The organism is Nocardia sp. NPDC050630 (assembly GCF_044457245.1).
In the GTDB taxonomy this organism is placed as follows: Bacteria; Actinomycetota; Actinomycetes; order Mycobacteriales; family Mycobacteriaceae; genus Nocardia.
Genome location: NZ_JBITGN010000009.1, coordinates 169,760 through 188,811, shown reverse-complemented (window position 1 = coordinate 188,811; position 19,052 = coordinate 169,760). Strand labels below are relative to the sequence as shown.

The window sequence follows — 19,052 nt, the reverse complement described above, 5'->3', positions numbered from 1 at the left end:
CGTTATTGCGCCGCACATCACGTCTGTGCCATAGCCCCCAGCAGGTGAGACGGAGTGGACCTCACAGTATGCGAAAGGGCTGGAGTTTGATCAATCCACGGCCGGGTCGTGCCCGGCGAATCATGTTCTCGGCCGGAGTCACGGCCATCGCACCGATCGCGACGACCGCGGTCACGGTCGCCGAGCCGCCGGAGGAACGGCAGAGGGACAACCGGTTCCGCTGCCACCCGAAGGGGATCCGGGTTCCTACCATCCGGCTGCGGAACTCGTAGCGAGCCGTACGGTGCATTATCCACTGCGCTGCAATAGTTTTCGGTCAGTTCATTCGTCAGCTGAGGCGACGCTCTCAGTCGGTGGCGCTGAACATTTCCTCCGCGCGGCGGGTGTCCATATACTCGCGCACGCGGTGGATCAGGCCGTCACACAATTCGAAGACGAAGCAGTAGTCGTTGTCGTAGTGATTGCCATTCATCAATGTCGCGCGCATCCGCTCCTCGACGACAACCGTCGTGCCCTCGGCCACGATGGCGATGAACTCCACGCTTCGATCCGAAACGAAGACGGTAGGAAACTCGCTGGCCAGGAAGCGCACGATGCGGTCACGGCCGACGAGGTGATGGGTGCCGTCGATGGCGCGGGCGGTGGCGTTGCGTGGCGGCGCGAGCCATTCGGCGTCCGGAGTGAATACTGCGGCGATGCGATCGGGATCCTGCGTCGCGAATTCGCGCCAGGCACGGTTGATCACATCTTTGCTCGTCTGTGCGTCCATTCGGCCAATCCTGGGTGGGGCACGGCCGCCGATCACGCCATATCCGGACAGGTCGCGTCCGGATATGGCTGGTACGGGTTCGGTCCGACGCGCAGACTCGGGGTATGGGATCGTTCCAAGGTGTCGTCACGACCGGCATCTACTGTCTGCCGCCGTGTCCTGGACGTCCGCGGGCGGAAAATGTCATCACCTTCAGCTCGGCTGCGGGTGCCGAGGCGGCAGGATTTCGGGCTTGTCACCGCTGTCGGCCATATCGTGGTGACCGAAAGCCCGCGAGGGCATCCCAATTGGTATGTCGCGCTATCGATCTCACTGCGGGCGGGGCATTGGATGACGGCGATGAGGTGGAACTCGCCGCGCGGCTCGCGGTTTCGGAACGTCATCTGCGGCGGATGTTCCATCAGCAAGTCGGTGCGACGCCGGATCAGCTGGCTCGCTCGCGGCGTGCGCACTTCGCGCGACGACTGCTCGACGATACCGATCTGTCGGTCACCGATATCGCCTTTGCCGCTGGATTCGGCAGCCTGCGTCAGTTCAACCGGGTGATGGTCGCGATATTTCGCGCAACACCCATCGAGCTGCGCGAACGTCGGCGACGTGCGGACCGCCTTGTCGCCGACGGTGGTCTCGCGCTGCGGGTGCCGGTGGCCGAGGGTACGAATATCGAGCGGCGATTGGCGCAGCTCGCGCGGACCGTGATCGCCGGTGTCGAAAGCGCCACACCGACTTGTTATCGGCGCACGATTGTCATGGACGGTGATCCGGGCGTCATCGAAATCTACTCGGCCACAACAGATGCCGTGCGACTCGTTGTGCACGTGCCGCGTATCGAAGGACTGATCCACCTCGTGTCCAGGGTGCAGCGGCTGCTCGCGGGCCAGCCGTGGGATCCATTCGAGGACGATATCCGTGGCATCGTGTCGGGCAGCGATGTTCTCGACGATCTCGTCAGCGCCTATGGCACACCCATAGGCGGTCTGCGGCAGTTGGGCCTTTCCTACCTCTTCCCGACACCGGCGGCGCTCGCCACCGCCGAATCGAGCGCTCTGGATGCCATTGGTGCACAGGCGTCCCACGTGAACTAGCCGGTTGAGTCGTCCTGGCATGGAATCGGGCGCACTGTCGAACGATCGAGGGCATTGAGCACGAGTGCGGCAGTGGTGGGTGAGAAGGCGGTGCCGTTGTGTCCGGCTTTGCTTCCGGGGCAGAGGTTTTGGAGGGCGTAGTTGTCGACACCGGGTTCGGCGAGTATGGCCTCGTTCTGGCCGAAGGACGAGATCGGGTCGAAACGGCTGCTGATGGTGGTGTAGGCGACGCCGGGGACGGTGATGGGACCGGAGTTCAGTTCCTGTAGGAAGGCCGATCCGGCGAGTAAATCCTTCACCGCTGGCGGGACCGGAAGTTTGTCGCGGAGGTTTCCGGTATCGAGCAGGGTCGCGCCGAGATCGCCCAGCGTGCCGTGTGTCGGCGAGGAGATGGTGGTGACCGAACGGACGCCACTGGCGATATCCGGGACGGTTTTCACGATGTATTGCGCCATGATGCCGCCCTCGGAATGACCGATCAGGTCGACCTTCGAGACGCCGAGCCGGGCGGTCAGCGCGGTCAGTTTCTGCTCGACCTCGACCGCCGAGTCGGCGAGCGGACCATTGCCGCCGCCCTGCATGGCATTGCTGCCGCCATAGGAGAAGGAATAGACGCACAGACCCGCATTCGCGAGCGTCGGTCCGAGATAGCCCCAGGCCCGGTACTCGTCGCCCGCGAAACCATGGAGTAGGACAACGGGAACCGCGCCGGGCACGGTCGGCGCGCAGTCGTACCGGTTGACTCCGGGCGGCGTGGGCGCTTCGACCTTGCCCTCTTGTGCCCAGCGGGTTTCCTCGTCCTGCACCTGCTCCCAGGTAGCTGTCGGATAGCGCCCCGGCTCGGCAACGGCCACCGGCGTCGTTGTGGCGCATAGAGCAAATCCGATGAGGAACAGGGTGATTCGGGGTGATCTCATGCGTTCGGTCCTTGAATGGAGGTGGTCAGCCGGATATCGGCAGCCGATCGACCGGTGAGCAGGTCGTAGCCGTTGGTGGGCAGTAACCAGGTTTCGGTTGCCGCATCCCAGGATTCGGCGGCTCGACGGGGAATCGGGATCGCCACCTCGACCGTCTGGCCCGGCTCGGCTTCGACGACCGCGAAGGCGGCTAGTCGGCGGTCTGGTTGGGATGAATGAGCGATATACGTCTGGATCGTTTCGCGGCCGGGACGATCGCCCGTATTGCGAACCGTCACGGTCAGCGTGCCGAGACCGGACACCGGGTCGGGAGCGAATGCAGCGCTCTCGTATTCCCAGGTGGTGTAACCGATTCCGTGCCCGAACCAGTACGCCGGGGCGGTCGAGAGTCGCTGCCACGCACGGTATCCGATGTAAATGTCCTCCTCGTAGGCAAGGGCGCCTTCGGTGGGCGTGACATTCAGTACCGGCGCATCGTCCTGATGCGCGGGCCATGTGGTAGGCAGTCGTCCGCTCGGTTCGGCGCGGCCCATGAGTACATCAGCGAGTGCGGCACCGCCTTCCTGCCCCGGAAACCAGGTGAGCAGGACCGCCGCGACATCCGCAGACCACGGCATGTGCACGGGTGAGCCGGTATTCACCACGACCACGGTGTGCGGATTGGCGGCGGCGACCCGTGCGACGAGCTCATCCTGTCGGCCGGGCAGGGAAAGCGATGTGCGGTCGAAGCTTTCGCTTTCCACCTCCGAAGTAGTGGCGACGACCACCACGGCCACATCGGCCGAAGCCGCCGCGGTGACCGCTTCTTCGATGAGCGCATCGGGGTCGATATTCGGCTCCTGATGGCCGAGCGAGAACTTCTCGAAGGCGATGGGCATCTCGGGCAACCTGGTAACGGTATGCGTCAGTTGTACCGGAACCTGCTGTCCCGCAAAGAGTTCGACCTCGAAAAGTGTCTCGGGCGGGTGCAGGAAGGCGGCCAGTGGATCGCCCTCCGGGATGATTGTGTCGTCGAAACAGGTCATATCGCCGACCACCAGCCGGAACGGTCCGATGCCCGCGATGGCCAAGGTATGCGTTCCCGTCGCCCGCGGGGTGAAGGTGCCGGTGACAACAACCCGATGCAGTTCCCCGACCGCGATACCGTCCGGGAATTCACCGATCCATTCGATCGCGGCCCGCGGCAGCGGATGTTCGCCGAGCAGCTGGTCACCTGCGCCGTAGAGCTGGACCCGCAGATCGAAACCCTCCTCGGCGGCGGGAATCTCGACTCGGGGATCAGCACCGACGGCATAGACCAGTTCGGTATCCGCATCGAGTACCGCCCGCAAGCCCTCGCGTGGCGAGACGGTATGCGGCGGGAACACTTGTGCGCTCCCGCCACCGAGTGCCCTTGGCTGGTCAGCGGTCTGGCCGATCAGCGCGATTCGGCCGACCTTACCGAGCGGCAGGACGTTGTTCTCGTTGCGTAGCAGCACAATCGAGCGTTGCGCGATCTCGCGAGCCAGTGCGTCGCCGTTGATCGACGCAGGTACGGTCGCGACTTCTGGTGGTGCCCCGGCCAACGCGCCGACCCGAGCGGCGAGGCGAAGCACATGCCGCGCCATCTCCTCGACCGTCTCGGCCGGAACATTACCTGCGCGAACCGCTTCCGCGAGCGCGTGTCCGAAGACGCTCCGCGGTCCCGGCATCGCGATATCGAGTCCGCCGCGCGCGGCGCCGACAGTATTGCGGGCCGCCGTCCAGTCCGAAACGATGGCGCCGTCGAAACCCCAACGTGCCCGCAGGATTTCGTTCTGCAACGCATTGTGCTCGGTCATCGTGACCCCATTGACGCTGTTGTAGGCCGCCATCAATGCCCACGGGGAAGCCTGTTCGATCACGGTTTCGAACGGCGCGAGATACAGCTCGTGCAATGCCCGCTGGGATACCCGCACGTCAACGGTGAATCGGTCGGTCTCGGAATCATTGGCCACGAAGTGCTTCGGCGTCGCGGCCACACCACCCTCTTGTACACCGGTCACATAGGCCGCACCGATTGCCCCGGTCAGCAGCGGATCCTCGGAATAGCACTCGAAATGCCTGCCGCCCAACGGACTTCGATGCAGATTGAGCGTCGGAGCCAGCAGCATGTGCACGCCCTTGCGTCGCGCCTCCTGCGCGAGCAGCTGCCCAGCTCGCCTGGCCAGGCTCGGATCCCAGCTGGCGGCCAGCGCGGTCGGGCTCGGCAGGGCGATCGAGGGATCCTCCGGGCTCCAGTGCACACCGCGCACACCGATCGGACCATCGGACATCACGATGGACGCCAGCCCGATCTCCGGAATCGCGGGCAGAGACCACATGTCCTGTCCGGCGAGCAGTCGGCAACGGGCATCCAGATCCAGTGTGGCCAATGCCTTTTCGACCACTGCCTCGCGGTCGGCTCGGTGATTCGCCATATCGGTCGACTCCCTTGTTCGTCTGAAGCGCGGGCATCTACCTCGAAGTATGGTCGGTACACCTAGTAACTGGTAGGTAATGTTATCGATACGTTATCAGTGCGGATCGGGATGGATCAGTTGGAGGAACTCGCGCAGCAGTGCGGGCATATCGACATCATCCGGCGACAGCAACCATTGCTGCTGCAACCCGTCCAGCACCGCGATCAGCAACACCGCGGCATCTCTATGTGAGACGCCGCGCGGTGGATCGCCGCCCAAGTCACGTGCCAAGAAGGCGGTCAGCATCTCTCGAAGCTGCGCGTATCGATCGACGAAGTAGTCGCGCGCTGGATGATCCTGGGTGACGCTCTCGGCCGCGAGTACCGTGAACGACTGCACGATTCCGGGCCGCTCGGCATTGCGTTCTACCAGCTCCACGAGAAGGTCCAGGGTGGTCGCCCGGCCCTGTGCGGTGGCGAGCAGGACATCGAGATCGTTCTGATCGCGCAGTGCGAGCACATTCGCCAGCAGCGTCTGCTTATTCGGGAAGTAGTGCAGCACGCCCTGCTGGCTGAGACCGACCCGTTCCGCGACAATCGCAATGGTCGCGCCCTGGTAGCCGCGCTCCGCGAAAACCTCGAGGGCCGCCTCCAGGATCGCTCGACGACGATCCTGGTGACCGGCCCCGCCCTGGGCCCGTCTCATGCGGTGCACTCTTCTGCTGCGTCCATTGTTCGCAGACTAGCGAATCCCCGCGGGTGTGGTCTGGGAGGAACTGGGCGTCGGGCCTGCTTGGCTGACCGGTCGGCTCGATCGCCAGCCGATTTCGACACCCCCACAGTGGTGGGCCGCCGGGATGCGGATTGACGCTGGGCATGCAGCCCCCGCCGAGCGCGGAACTGTACCGCGTCCAGCCGCCGCGATCTCACCGCAGCGCGGCGACAACCTGCCGTGCGATATTCTGCTCACCAAAGGTGTTGGGGTGCAGCGGAGCGAAGGACGGAGTCGACAGCGACGGGATCAGTCCATTGATCCACTGCTGGTCGGGCGCGGCACACATGTCGTGTCCGATGCTGGAGTCGGCGGTGTCGACGAAAATCGCGCCGTGTGCGGCGGAGACATCGCGCAACAGCGTATTGAGGTTGACCAGCACACCCCGCAGGTAGTCGGCGTCGCGCGGCCATGCGGGCTGTTGTGCCGGACAGGCGCCTGCCCGCGACGCGGTCGGGTAGCCGACGATCACGACCGTGGCTTCGGGTGCACGCGAGTGGATTTCATCGATCGCATTCCCGTAGTCGGGTGCCAACTCCCTGGTTCGTTCCGCGAAAGTGTCGACACCGTTCGCCGTAAAGGTGTCCGCGCATGACGTGCCGTAGGGCTCGGGCAGGACGTTGCCGCACAGCAGAGCCTGCTTCGCCAGGCCGATATCGTTGCCGCCCATGGTCATTGTCACCAAGGTCGTATCCGGTGTCAGCGCATCGAACTGCGGGGCGGCGGTTCCGGCGACGATGCCGCGCTGCGGACTCGTGAGGTCGTCCAACGTGGCCCCGCCGCAGGTGACGTCCGTGAAGGATGCGACGCCGAGTTCCTTCGCGACCAGCGCGGGGTAGTTGACCGCGGACCGTGAACATGTGGCGAGCTCGGCTTGCGGAAATATGCCCGCGCCCGCCGCGAAGGAATCGCCGAGAGCCACATAGTGGGTGCCCTCGGTCGGTTCGGCGCTGGCTTGCCCGGTAATAGCGGCGCTCGCCGCGACGGTCATCGCGACTGTGGCAACCGCGGGTCTCACCTTTGCGAACAGGTGGTTCAAGGTGCCGAAAACTCGCATTGTGTCTCCTCGCGAACCCACGACCGGACGAATTCTGATCCGAACTCCCAGGAGTAACTCGCGCGGGCGGGGTTGAACCCGGACATTCGACCGATCCGGGCTGAGTCTAGTCGCATTCCCTCAATCCCGAATAGCTTTCGGTTTCTGGTTGACTTTTCTGCTCGCGCGGCCTCGTTCGCATATCGAGACCTCGGCGGGGTTGGGGGACAGGGCATTTCGCCGCACGATCAGCGACTAAGAATTGTTTCAGATTCATGCCTTCGTGTAGGGTACTGTTGCGTTCCTCACTATTCTGCCTCTACCTGCTAAAAGAGAGCGGCGATGCATCGTCAGGGTTGACATCGCCTGCTCGCGCTGGCTACGGTCGCCATTGTTCGCGCTGAGTCATCGCCCGCCTCGGCATTCTTGGCAGCAGCCTGTCCGTGTGGTCTGGGCAAATGTTTCGACTGCGGGGAGGCTGTCGTTATTCTTCGATTCCAGTCACCTTCGCAAAGAAACTCGGCGGACCTTTCTTTGTGCTCCGAGACAAGATTCTCGCGCCTTTTTCTCGACCGCCACGACTCCACCAGTTCCTTTCGACGTTAGGCGCCAGTTGTGTCCGTCTCGATCTCAGCCGCCAAGACCGTGGGTGATCTCCCGGGTCCGAGCCGGTGGCCGTTGTTGGGGAATCTTCCGCAGATGCGCCCTTCGTTGCTGCACCGTCAGTTCGACCAGTGGTGCGATGAGTACGGCCCGCTCTACCAGTTGACGATGCCGGGGCGCCACATCGTCGTCGTGAGCGATCCCGACCTGAACCGCGAGATCTTCCGGGACCGGCCCGGCGGGTTCCGGCGACAGTCGGCGATCGAATCGGTCATGGACGAGATGGGTTCCAACGGACTGTTCTCACTGGAGGGTGAGGCGTGGCGGCTGCGTCGCAAGCTGGCCATGCCCGCCTTCAACGCCTCGCACCTGCGCAGCTTCCATCCCACCCTGGAGACGATCACCGGACGGCTGCAAACGCGCTGGGAACGCGAGTCGCCCAAGGATATTCGCGCCGACCTGACCCGCTACACGGTGGATGTCACCGCCAAACTGACCTTCGACTACGACATCAACACCATCGAGCAGTCCGGCGACATCATCCAGCGGCACCTGGAGCTGATCTTCCCGCTCATCAACCGGCGGATCAATAGTCCACTCCCGTACTGGCGCTACCTCAAACTTCCGGACGACCGGGCGCTGGAGCGAGCGCTGGCCGCACTGCGAGCCGACCTCAATGGCGTCATCGGCCGTGCCCGCGCGAATCTGCCGGTGGTGCCGACCAATTTCATCGAGGCCTTCCTATTGGCGCAGGACGGCAGCACCTCCTTCACCGATGACCAACTGTTCGCCGAGGCGCTCACCATCCTGATCGCCGGTCAAGACACCACCAGCAATGCCATGGCCTGGCTGCTCTACCACCTCGCGGGCAATCCGGCTGTGCAGGAACGGATTCGCGCGGAGGTCGTCGAGATCCCCTCGGCACTGGACCGACAGCCCTATCTGGAAGCCGTTGTTGCCGAATCGATGCGGCTGCGGCCGACGACGCCGATCGTCGGACTCGAGGCCGCCGTCGACACCACGATCGATGGTGTGCACATTCCGGCAGGCACCTGGGTGATCGTCAATGTGCAGCATGCGAGCCTGCAGGAGAAGAACTTCGAGGACGCACTGCGCTTCGACCCGGATCGCTGGCTGCGCAGCACACACGGTACCCATCGGCCCGAGGTCTCCACACCGTTCGGGGCCGGTCCGCGGTTCTGTCCGGGCCGCGGGTTGGCGATGTTGGAGATCAAGAATGTGACCGGCATGGTCTGCCGCGACTTCGAGGTGCGTCTGCCCGCCGGTGCGCAGGCGCCGAAGGATCGCTTCCACTTCGCCGTCATCCCGATCGATCTCGATCTCGAACTGATCCGACGGCCCACCGCCGCGTCCTGACGACCCCCATTCGCCGAGCACACTCGGGTCGCTCGACCGCCCGAGGGTAAGGATGTAGATGTCATTGCATCGACTGACCGCGACCGACGGTGTCTGGCTGTCGCTCGAATCACCCGATATGCCGATGCATATCGCCTTCCTGCTGGAATTCACCGCGCCCGAGGGCGGCGCGGCCCAGTTCCTGCGGCAGTGGCGGGCCGGGTTGGACGCACCGGCGAGCCTGCCGCACCCGTGGAACTTCCGCCCGCTGAAATTCCCGCCGCCGGGTGTCGCGGCGCTGGTGCGTGAGGTCGACGATATCGATCTGAGCGAACACATCCGGGAGTGGACGCTGCCGGAGCCGGGTAGCCAGGATCAGTTGACCGAACTCGTGTCATCGATTCATCAGAAGCAGCTCGATATGAGCCGTCCGCCATGGGAATTGCACGTCATCGAGGGCCTGGGGCCAGACCGTTTCGCACTCCTGCTCAAGGTGCACCACAGCCTGCTCGACGGCGCATCGGCCATGCGGTTGTTCACCGATACGTTCACCGAAGATGCCGCCGCCCGCGATGTGCCGGACCTGTTCACGGTGCGTCCGGCGGCCGAATCGGCGGAACCCGATCAGGCGAACCCCTTCCGCGCCCTACTCACCGCATTGACGGGTGTGCTGGCCCTGTTGCGCGGTGTCGGATCCGCCGCGCGCGATGCCTTCCGACGTGCACTCGGCGATAAGACGATGGCACAGAAGGCATATCAGCAGCCGGAAACCATTCTCAACGGCACCATCACCGGCGCGCGCGATCTGTCCAGGCGTCGCTACGATCTCGCGCTGTTCAAGCGATTGGCGAAGGCGGGCGACTGCACGATCAACGACATCGTGCTGTACCTGGTGAGCACGGCGCTGCGCGACTACCTGACGAAATATGCCACGTTGCCCGCGGGGTCGTTGACCGCGGGCGTACCAACCGATCTGCGCGAGGAGGACGACGCTCGCGCCGGCACCCGCGCGGGCATGATGTTCACCTCGCTCGCCACCGACATATCCGATCCGCGTGACCGGTTGTCCGCGGTCAAGTACTACATCCGCGCCGCGAAGCAGCATATGGGCGAGATGGCTCCGAACGAGGTCATCGGCTACGGGCTCGCGGTGACCCTCCCCTGGATCCTCGGGCTCAGCTTCGGCTTCACCAACACCGCATCCTCCCACCCCATGGGCATCTCCAATGTGCCGGGACCGCGAAACCCGCTGTACTGGAACGGCGCTCGGCTCGAAACGATCTATCCGATCTCGCTGCTCATGCACGGCAATTCGCTGAACTTCACCTGCATCGGCTACTCGGGTGGACTGCATTTCGGCGTCCTCGGGGTGCAGGACAAGCTGCCGCCGATGTCGTACCTCACCGCGGCCATGGATGCCGCGCTGGATGAGCTCACCGAACTGCTCCTGCCGGACCGTACACAGCTAGCCGCCGGATGATGTCGAATTTCGATGTGGCGATTATCGGCTCGGGCTTCAGTGGGCTCGGTGTCGCGGTGAACCTGCGTCGCCTCGGCAACGACAACTTCGTCATCCTGGAACGTGCCGACGCCATCGGCGGCACCTGGCGCGATAATGTCTATCCCGGCTGCGCGGTCGACGTGCCCTCGGTGCTGTACTCGTATTCCTTTGCGCCGAACGCGGATTGGACCCGCGTGTACGCGACTCAGCCGGAATTACGCGCCTACACAGAGCAGGTAGTCGACACCTTTGACCTGCGGCGGCATGTGCAGCTGAACAGTGAGGTGGCCGAGGCGGATTTCGATGAGGATGCCGAACAGTGGGTGTTGCGGCTGAGTGACGGCAGGCTGGTCCGGGCCCGCGCTGTCGTCATGGGCTATTTCTCGCTGCACGCCGAAGCGATTCCGGATGTTCCCGGTCGCACCGATTTCTCTGGGCCGCAGATGCATTCGAGCAGATGGGACCCGTCGTTCGAACCGGCGGGCAAGCGGATCGCGGTGGTCGGGGCCGGGGCGAGCGCGGTGCAGATCGTGCCCGCGCTGGCGAAGTCGGCGGGTGAACTCATCTCGTTCCAGCGCACTCCGGCCTGGGTGATTCCGCGCCTCGATCGCCCGATTCCGCCCACGGTGCGCAAGTTACTGCGCACCGTGCCACCGATTCGGCTGGCGGCACGTGGATTCGTCTTCCTGTTCCTGGAGGCCATGCACTTCGCCGAATTCCATCCACGGTTGGTTTCGGTCTACGAGTGGGTCGTCCGCAAGGTGCTGGCCAAGCAGATTCCCGATCCCGAGTTGCGGCGCAAACTGACGCCCGACTACGCGTTCGGCTGCAAGCGACCGATGGTCTCCGACGAGTACTACCGTTCGTTCACCCGCCCGAATGTGCGACTGAGCACCGAGAAGATCACCGAGATCACCGCGACCGGCATCCGCACCGCCGACGGTCAGTTGCACGAGGTCGATGCGATCGTCTGGGCCACCGGATTCCACGTCCAGGATTCCATCGCGCACTTCCCGGAATTCCGCACCTCGACGACCTCGACGCGAAAGAAGTTCCAGCGCGACGGTTTCCGCGCCTACCGGGGCATCGCATTCGCGGGACTGCCGAATCTGTTCGCGGTCACCGGACCGAATACGGCTCTGCCGCATACCTCGCAGTTCCTCGCGATCGAACCCACGACGAAGCTGATCGCCAGGACTATCGAGCATATGCGGGCCAGGGGAATCCGCCGCTACAGCCCGTCTCAGCGGGCCGAGCGCGAATGGGTCACGCGCGCAAGGAAATTACTCGGCACCCGGGTGTGGTCGACCGGCGGATGCACCAGTTACTTCATCGATGAGGAAGGCACCAACACTCTGACCTGGCCGGGCGGAACCTTCAGCGTCCGACTCGACCGCCGTCGCATCCGTCCACAGGACTGGGATACCGGCCAGCCCTGACGCAACGCCTCGCAACCCCGACGGTTGCAGCACAGCCGCAATGTCGCCGTCGGTCTAGGCGCACCGACCAGAGCTCTCAGGTCGGCGACCGCATCCGCAACGGTGGGCCGGAACGCGACAACCACCGCCACCGCAAATCAGCGCGGGAACGCGAACGAGTGGCCGAGCGGAGAGTCGGCACGGAGGGGAGTGGCACTGAAACGAAGAAGCCCTGACCAAGGAGCTGGCCAGCGGTACGCCGGTCCGCATGCGGCGCAATCGAATCAGGGAGAATGCCTGGCAACTTAACCGCGGTCCATGGTGCAAGGTGTGCTGTACAGAGCGCTGTTGCAAGCCATGGTTGCGTACCAACGGTGATGCACGTTACTGTACCCACTCGATGATGGGAACGGGGTAGTTCCTCATTGCCGGGAGGGTTTGGCAAGCATGATCCGACGTCGACGTCCGATTAAGGCAGTGGCTGCTGCGATAGCCACCTTCACCGTGTTTGCCGGAGCCGTTGTCGCGGCAGCGCCGACCCAGGCCGCCCTGGGCCTCGATGCGCAATTCACCGCGACTCACGAAGGGCCGCAACAGTATCCGAACGTCTACATCGACTGGGACGTCCCGATCACCATGAGTGACGGCACGGTGCTGAAGGCGAATGTCTATCACCCGGCCGATGCCTCCGGCCGCCCGATCGTCGAGCCGACGCCGACCATCGTGAACCTCACGCCATACACCAAGCTGATGGCGAATATCGCCGACTCCGTACTGGCCATCCCCGGTCTGGCGGAACCGCTGATGCAGGCATTGCACAGTTTCGATCTCTCGGCTTACGGACTGAGCGGAATCAGCGATCTGGCCCAGGCGTTGGCGGGCGGTACCGCGCGCACCTTCGCCGTGGATCGCAAACTGGTACAGAGCGGCTATACCCAGATCGTCGTCGACGTGCGCGGCACCGGCTTCTCCGAGGGCATCTGGCAGGTATTCGGCGACCGTGAGCAGCAGGACGGCGTCGAAGTGGTCGACTGGGCAGCGGCGCAGCCCTGGTCCAATGGCAAGATCGGCATGAGCGGCATCTCCTATTCGGCGATCAACCAGCTGCAGACCGCCGAACGCAGACCCGCTGCGCTGCAGGCGATCTTCCCGATCGTGCCGGGCAGCGATCTGATCCGCGACGTGGCCGCACCCGGTGGCGCACTCGGCATCGGGTTCATTCCGGAGTGGCTGCTCGCCGTCGACGGCACGAAACTGATTCCCGATGTGGTGTCCATGCTTGCGGGCAAGTTCGACTGGACCTGGCTGGCGGACCGCGTCCGTGACCCGTTCACCTTCTTCAATATGATCATCATGGCGCTGGGCACCCAGAGCATGGATCAGATCCCGCCCGAAATGCATTCGGTACTCGACGAGCAAAGTCCACTGCGCACGGCCTGGATCGGACATCCCGATCGCATCGATGTGCCGACCTTCGTCTACGGCGGCTGGCAGGACATCTTCGCCTACTCCTCGCCGCGGGTCTACAACGCGATCAATGTGCCCCCCAGCCAGAAGAAGCTGGTGATGGACAACAACTATCACGTCACCACCGGTTCGGGCATGGGTGACGCCGACGGACCGGCGGCGCTGGACGTATTGCAGCGCGCGTGGTTCGACAAGTGGCTCAAGGGCATCGATAACGGCATCGATGACTACGACCCGGTCACCCTGTGGCAACAGGGCGGTGGCTGGACCCATACCTCGGCCTTCCCGCGGCCCGATATGGATTACCGCCGTATGTATTTGAACGCGGCCGCCTCGGGCACCGCGCCGGGCAGCGCTTACGACGGCAGCCTCACCGCGGAGCCGGGCGGACCCGCCCGGGTGACGATCGCGCCTGGCCTCACCACCCTGTGCTCCCGTGACGGTGCCCAGGGCACGGCGGGCATCCTGCCGCTTCCGGATATCTGCACAAAGGATTCGCGGATCGCCGAGACCAATGGTTTGAGCTTCACCAGCGCGCCCGTCGCCGGGCCGACGCAGATCTCCGGCCCGATCGCGATCCACCTCGATACCGTCCTGGACGCCACCGACGGCTACTGGACCGTTACCCTGAATGACGTTGCGCCGGACGGACGTTCGACCCAATGGACACACGGCCAGCGCACCGCATCCCTGCGCGCCGTCGACGAGAGCAGGGCGACCCACTCGGCCAACGGCGACTACACCGACCCCTACCCCTATCTGACCCTGGACACCCGCGAACCGATCGTGCCCGGTCAGCCGACGGTCATCGATATCGGCATGTTCGCCACCGACGGTGTGCTGCAACCGGGACACCGGTTGCGCGTCGACATCTACGCCGGAAACTTCCCGAGCAGTCTTCCCTTGCGCCCCTTGCTGAATGAGAGCGGGTTGCGCCCCCAGCACATTGAACTCGACCCGAACCAGCCCAGCTGGGTGAACATTCCGGTCAACGGCGACCCCGGCTGGTAGCCCGGCCGGACGGTGTCGACCGTAGTCGAATGCTCGGTCACGGGGCGGGCGCGGGCCGCCTTTCGCCTACCTGCGGCGAGGCGGTGGTCGGGCTGGGGCCGGAACCGAGTAGGAGGAGGGCGGCGCGGGTGAGGGTGGGAGCCAAGGCCGGTAGATCCTGCGGGCCGGATTCGATGAGCGTGGCGCGGACGCGATCGTCGATACCTCCGAGCAGGACGTCGAGTAGTCCTGGATGGGGTTCGGCGCGAAGCTCGCCTGCGCGCACGCCGATTCGGGCCGCCGCGATCATTCGGTAGCCGAACATCCGATGCGTGCGGGCCCGGCGGGCGATGAGTCCCGGTCCGGCGGCGAGGGTTTCGATATGCAGCGCCCGCGCGGCGGCGGGCTCGGCCGCGAGGAACTCCAGGTAGGTCTCGAGCGTGGTGCGCACCAACTCATCGAAGGTAGCAGCGCCGGATTCGGTGACCACCCGGTCGAGCTCGTGGGTGATCGTATCGACCGCGAAATCGAAAGCGGCGGTGAAGCATTCCTCTTTGCTCTCGAACAGCCCGTAGAACGTCCGCCGGGCCACCCGGGCCCGACCGACGATATCGGTGATCGTGGTCGGGCCGTAGCCGAGTTCGGCGACCGCCTCCAAAGCGGCGAGATATAGCCGCTCGCGCTGTGACGTCACGACTTCGTCCCGGGTCAAGCGATGTGGCCCTCGGGGTAATCGGTCCGGAGAAGCGCTGGTCAAGACGGTCATAATGCCGACGATTCTGCCACACCGGATACTTTCGTCCGGAAATTCTGGTGCGGCCCGCACAAGAGGTCAGTGCAGAGCGCTGCCCTGGAGCCACTCGTCCCACGGCACACCCCAGTCGCCGTTCTGCCAGACCTCGAGCGGTGCGCCGCCGGTATTGCGGACCTCGACCACATCGCCCGGAATCGAAAAATTGTAGAACCACTGGGCGTTCGCGGCGCTCAGGTTCAGACAGCCGTGCGAGAGGTTCTGGCTGCCCTGCGCCCAGACTGTGGAATCCAGCTGGTGCAGATAGATGCCGTCGGTGCTGATGCGGGTGGCCCAGCCGATGGCCTCCTTGTAGCCGAGCCGGGAATTGACCGGCAGGCCATAGGTGGAGGAGTCCATGATCACCGGATTGCCCTTGTCCATCACGGTGTAGATGCCCGGCTGGGTCCAGAAGGTCAGCGTCTTACCCCCGATGACCTCGCTGCCGCCCCTTCCCATCGAGGTGGGCATGGTGCGGATCAGATTGCCGTTCTCGAAAACCTGCACTTGCTTGGTGTTGTCATCGGCAATCGACACATGCGACGGGCCGATGGTGAAGGTGGTCTTGGTGTCCTCCTGCCCGTAGAGACCGCCGCCGAGGTCCGCGCCGTAGATGTTGGCCGTGGCGGTCACCTTGGTGCCCGGTGCGAAGTACTGCTGCGGGCGCCAGTGCGCGTTGCGCTTGTCGAGCCAGTACCAGGAGCCCTCGACCGGCGGGTTGGTCGTCACCGAGAGCCGCTTCTCCGCTACGGCCTTATCCGGGACATCCTCATCGAAATGCGCGACCACGACGGTGCCGACACCGAAGGTGCCGCCATCGGTCAGCGGTGTGCCGCCGGTCGTGGTCATGTACACCTTGGTCTGGTTGTTCGGCGCCAGCGTGCTGAAGGTCGAGATGGTCGGGCCGACACGGCCGGTGATGGTGAGGCTTTCGGCGCTGATCGTGTAGGTATGCCCGTAACCGAGCGGATCGACGGGCTTCCACGCGGTCTTGTCCGGCGTGTAGATGCCATCGATGGAACGGCCCGCCTCATTGGTCAGCTTCACCGACGTCAGCACGCCGTCGTTGGCGGTAACCACGACCGGCGCGAGCGGATCGACATTGGTGCCACCGCCCGGAGTGATGACGATCGGCGGCGGCGGCGGTCCGGCCTGGGTGGTCGGCGTTTCCGATTTCGACGAGCATCCGGCGACGAGCATCGTTATCACCAACGCAAAACCCGCAGCTACTCTCCACCGGAAGCGGCGACTCGACATGACTCTCCTGTGTTTCGCCGTGCGTTCCCTGCGGCGCATCTACGACATACTGGCCCGTGCCGTAGTTTACCGGCCATTTCGGGCGCTTTTCGCCGCCGCGGGTGTGACCTGCGCGGACTTCGGCGTCAGTTAACGCATGGCACACTGCTGCCGATCGTCGTCGCGACCGGCTTGCCCGCATCGGGTGCGGGCGCGGCGGAGATGGTGGTCGGGGTCGCGCTGGTGGTCGGCACGAGTTCGGCGGGCATGGTGAAATCGGTGCCGACGACCACGGTGATGTGGCCGGGTTCGACATTCGGCGATGCGGTCGGGGTGAGCCCGAGGATGTCGCCCAGCTGCGCGGCATCGGTCTCGGCGCCGGTGCCGTAGGCGATGGTGGAAATCGTGCCGTCGGCGCGGGTGCCATTGGCCACGGTGCCCGCCGGAAAGCCGCGCTTGGTGAGTGCGGTGGACAGTTGAGCGGCCCGGCCGGGGTATCCGCTCGCATTGTGGGCATCGACGATGCTGGTCGGGGCGCGTGTCGACGTGGTCGGCGTGGTTTCGATGCCGAAGGCGGCGCGCACTTCCTTCTTGATGGCCGCCGGATCGACGATATTGACGTCCTGGCCGTCGATATTGTCGTAGCGCAGCACCGGCAGTGTCCGGAATTCGACCGAGATCGAGCCCGCCGAGCCGAGGTCGCGGGCGAAGTCGAGCAGGTTCCAGCCGTCGGAAAGCACGATATCGCGGTGGGCCACATCCATCAGGCCGGAGAGCTTACTGAAGTTGGTCAGCGTGCCGGTGTCCTTCAGGGAGGTGGCGACCGAGGTCAGGAAGGCCTGCTGGCGGTGGGTGCGGTCGAGGTCGCCGTTCTCCAACCCGTGGCGTTGGCGCACGAAAGACAGCGCATTGGCGGCGTCGAGGTGCTGCGGGCCCGCCGGGAAGACGGCGCCGGAGTAGTAGCTGTCGTCGACCGCGTGATTGAGGCAGACATCGACGCCACCGAGCTTATCGGCCAGGTCGTAGAAGCCGACCAGTGAGATTTCGGCGAACCGGTCGATCGGGACGCCGACCAGATTGCGCACGGTTTGCACGATGGATGCCCGCCCCGCCTCGCGGCCCGCGCGTTCCAGGGCCACCTTGTCCTTCATGCCCGCGTTTTCCAGTTTGGTCTCGGTGGCGGCCTTCTTCAGCCCGTAGGCCTCCTTGATTTTGGCGTGGTCGTAGCCCGGAATGCCGGAAACCGCGACGTAGTCGTCGCGCGGAATGGAGAAGGCGACGATTTTATGCATATCCGCGGGAATGTGCAGCAAGATAAGCGAATTCGCGTTGTAGCCGCCATTGTCGCCGTCGCCGGCGTGCAACTGATCCAGGATCGCCTTCGGCAAGTCGTTGCCGTCGAGGTCCTTGCGGGTATCCAAGCCGATCAGCAGGATATTCAGATCGCCGCCGAGTGAGCGCGGCGCATCCTTGCCGATCGCATCGGTGTGGGTGAAGCCGTTATCGAATTCGGTCTTGGCCGACCAGGCGAATCCGGTGCCGGACAGCACGGCGAGCGCGGCGATCGATGTCAGGACGCGCATCCCGATCTTGGCCGCTGTTCGGCCGCGATGGGGTTTCGGTTCGCCTCGACGGTGTCTGGGGCGAGGAGATTCGGTGATTTTGGGAATCTCGACGGTGTCGTCATCCATGGCGGCGACCTACGTCCCGGATCATTCTCGCCGCCTCAGCTTTCGTCTCGGGTTATTCGACACAGCGCACAGCCGGGGAATACCCGCTACCGACTAGTTGCCCTCGCTAGTGACTGGTTGCAGGTCACTGGAAAGAGTCAGTTCAACCTTTCCAGTCTTACCGACGCCGATCGGGGCGGGCAACAATCCGACAGTGTGATCTGCACGGTTTCACGATCTAGTCTCGTATACATGGCTGCTCCAGTGTTGCTCATCCTCGGTGCCGGTCCCGGCCTCGGATTGTCCGTCGGCCGGCTTTTCGCGCGCGACGGATATGTGGTGGTGCTGGCCTGTCGGACCGTCGCGGAGGCCGAGCCGCTGGCGAAGGAGCTGCTGGACGAGGGTTTCGATGCCGAAGGTGTTGGTGTCGATCTGGCCGATCCCGATGATGTCACTCGTACTGTGACCGAGGTGGGCCAGCGGCACGGGCGGATCGACGTGCTGCACTTCAACCCGAGCATCTTCCGGCAGGCGGATCCGCTGCGATTGACCGTCGCGGAACTGATCGAGGACTTCACGATCGGCGCCGCGGCGCTGCTGCCCGCGGTGCAGGCCGCGCGGCCGTTCTTTGCCAATGGTGCGCGCGTGCTGGTCACGGGCAGCGCGGCGGCGGATAAGCCGTGGAATGAAGCCGCTTCCCTCGGCGTGCAGAAGGCGGCGGTGCGCAATCTCGTCACCAGTCTGGACACCACCATGGCCCCCGACGGTTTCCGTGCCGTTGCCGTGCAGATCAACGGTGTGCTCGGTGCGGGGGCGTTTACTCGGGAGCGGGTTGCCGCGGCGTTGCACGCCGCCGCCGTCCGTCCCCTCGACGACTGGACGCCGCATGTGTCCTACAGCGGCTGATTCGACCGGATGTTCCAACCAACGACGCGCCTGCGCCGGATTTTCTTCGAACCGGATGGGGCCCGCGCCGGTATCACCATCCACACCGAAGGAACGGCCGCGGGCCTTGGCGAGGGA

General features: G+C 64.5%; 14 protein-coding genes and 1 pseudogene. 7 read left to right on the top strand and 8 right to left on the bottom strand.

Annotation, left to right across the window (positions count from 1 at the left end; all coding sequences use genetic code 11):
• Window positions 1–346: 346 nt before the first annotated feature.
• Window positions 347–769 (bottom strand): nuclear transport factor 2 family protein, encoded by a 423-nt coding sequence (locus ACIBG0_RS23615; protein WP_397035122.1) that lies wholly within the window; start codon window positions 767–769, stop codon window positions 347–349.
• Here ACIBG0_RS23615 and ACIBG0_RS23610 point away from each other — a divergent pair.
• Together ACIBG0_RS23610 and ACIBG0_RS23605 are read left to right on the top strand one after the other, a co-directional pair.
• Window positions 760–1,008, top strand: a pseudogene (locus ACIBG0_RS23610) (Ada metal-binding domain-containing protein); the annotation flags it as partial. The gene ACIBG0_RS23615 and the pseudogene ACIBG0_RS23610 sit on opposite strands and share 10 nt — an antisense overlap.
• Window positions 1,009–1,095: 87 nt before the next feature.
• A complete protein-coding gene (locus ACIBG0_RS23605) occupies window positions 1,096–1,854 on the top strand; it encodes a helix-turn-helix domain-containing protein (RefSeq protein ID WP_397035217.1) in 759 nt (252 codons plus the stop codon).
• Here ACIBG0_RS23605 and ACIBG0_RS23600 read toward each other — a convergent pair.
• The 4 genes from ACIBG0_RS23600 to ACIBG0_RS23585 all read right to left on the bottom strand — a co-directional run bounded on the left by ACIBG0_RS23600 (window position 1,851) and on the right by ACIBG0_RS23585 (window position 7,019).
• A complete protein-coding gene (locus ACIBG0_RS23600; protein ID WP_397035121.1) occupies window positions 1,851–2,771 on the bottom strand; it encodes an esterase/lipase family protein in 921 nt (306 codons plus the stop codon). The two genes, ACIBG0_RS23605 and ACIBG0_RS23600, sit on opposite strands and share 4 nt — an antisense overlap.
• Complete coding sequence (locus tag ACIBG0_RS23595) at window positions 2,768–5,209, bottom strand: beta-glucosidase H (RefSeq protein WP_397035120.1); 2,442 nt, start codon at window positions 5,207–5,209, stop codon at window positions 2,768–2,770. The genes ACIBG0_RS23600 and ACIBG0_RS23595 overlap by 4 nt, the downstream gene beginning before the upstream one ends.
• Before the next feature lie 96 nt (window positions 5,210–5,305).
• A complete protein-coding gene (locus tag ACIBG0_RS23590) occupies window positions 5,306–5,896 on the bottom strand; it encodes a TetR/AcrR family transcriptional regulator (protein ID WP_397035119.1) in 591 nt (196 codons plus the stop codon).
• A 220-nt stretch (window positions 5,897–6,116) separates the two neighbouring features.
• Window positions 6,117–7,019: an SGNH/GDSL hydrolase family protein gene (locus tag ACIBG0_RS23585; protein WP_397035118.1), complete on the bottom strand. Its 903-nt coding sequence runs from the start codon at window positions 7,017–7,019 to the stop codon at window positions 6,117–6,119.
• Window positions 7,020–7,613: 594 nt separating this feature from the next.
• Between ACIBG0_RS23585 and ACIBG0_RS23580 the strand changes: the two genes are divergently transcribed.
• The 4 genes from ACIBG0_RS23580 (at window position 7,614) to ACIBG0_RS23565 (ending at window position 14,354) form a co-directional block, all read left to right on the top strand.
• A complete protein-coding gene (locus ACIBG0_RS23580) occupies window positions 7,614–8,978 on the top strand; it encodes a cytochrome P450 (protein WP_397035117.1) in 1,365 nt (454 codons plus the stop codon).
• Window positions 8,979–9,036: 58 nt separating this feature from the next.
• On the top strand, window positions 9,037–10,437 hold the full coding sequence (locus ACIBG0_RS23575; RefSeq protein WP_397035116.1) for a wax ester/triacylglycerol synthase family O-acyltransferase: 1,401 nt from the start codon (window positions 9,037–9,039) through the stop codon (window positions 10,435–10,437).
• Window positions 10,437–11,897, top strand: a complete 1,461-nt coding sequence (locus ACIBG0_RS23570; RefSeq protein WP_397035115.1) for a flavin-containing monooxygenase — start codon at window positions 10,437–10,439, stop codon at window positions 11,895–11,897. The genes ACIBG0_RS23575 and ACIBG0_RS23570 overlap by 1 nt, the downstream gene beginning before the upstream one ends.
• Window positions 11,898–12,323: 426 nt before the next feature.
• Entirely contained in the window at window positions 12,324–14,354 is a 2,031-nt protein-coding gene (locus ACIBG0_RS23565) for a CocE/NonD family hydrolase (RefSeq protein WP_397035114.1), read from the top strand.
• Between the two features lie 37 nt (window positions 14,355–14,391).
• Here the strand turns inward: ACIBG0_RS23565 and ACIBG0_RS23560 are convergent, their stop codons facing one another.
• The 3 genes from ACIBG0_RS23560 to ACIBG0_RS23550 form a co-directional block, all read right to left on the bottom strand.
• A complete protein-coding gene (locus ACIBG0_RS23560; RefSeq protein ID WP_397035113.1) occupies window positions 14,392–15,027 on the bottom strand; it encodes a TetR/AcrR family transcriptional regulator in 636 nt (211 codons plus the stop codon).
• Window positions 15,028–15,165: 138 nt separating this feature from the next.
• Window positions 15,166–16,380 (bottom strand): Ig-like domain-containing protein, encoded by a 1,215-nt coding sequence (locus ACIBG0_RS23555; RefSeq protein WP_397035112.1) that lies wholly within the window; start codon window positions 16,378–16,380, stop codon window positions 15,166–15,168.
• 125 nt (window positions 16,381–16,505) lie between these two features.
• Window positions 16,506–18,050 (bottom strand): LCP family protein, encoded by a 1,545-nt coding sequence (locus ACIBG0_RS23550; RefSeq protein WP_397035111.1) that lies wholly within the window; start codon window positions 18,048–18,050, stop codon window positions 16,506–16,508.
• A 231-nt stretch (window positions 18,051–18,281) separates the two neighbouring features.
• On the opposite strand from ACIBG0_RS23550, the gene ACIBG0_RS23545 reads away from it, so the two are divergent.
• Window positions 18,282–18,935: an SDR family NAD(P)-dependent oxidoreductase gene (locus tag ACIBG0_RS23545; protein ID WP_397035110.1), complete on the top strand. Its 654-nt coding sequence runs from the start codon at window positions 18,282–18,284 to the stop codon at window positions 18,933–18,935.
• The last annotated feature ends 117 nt before the right edge of the window (window positions 18,936–19,052 follow it).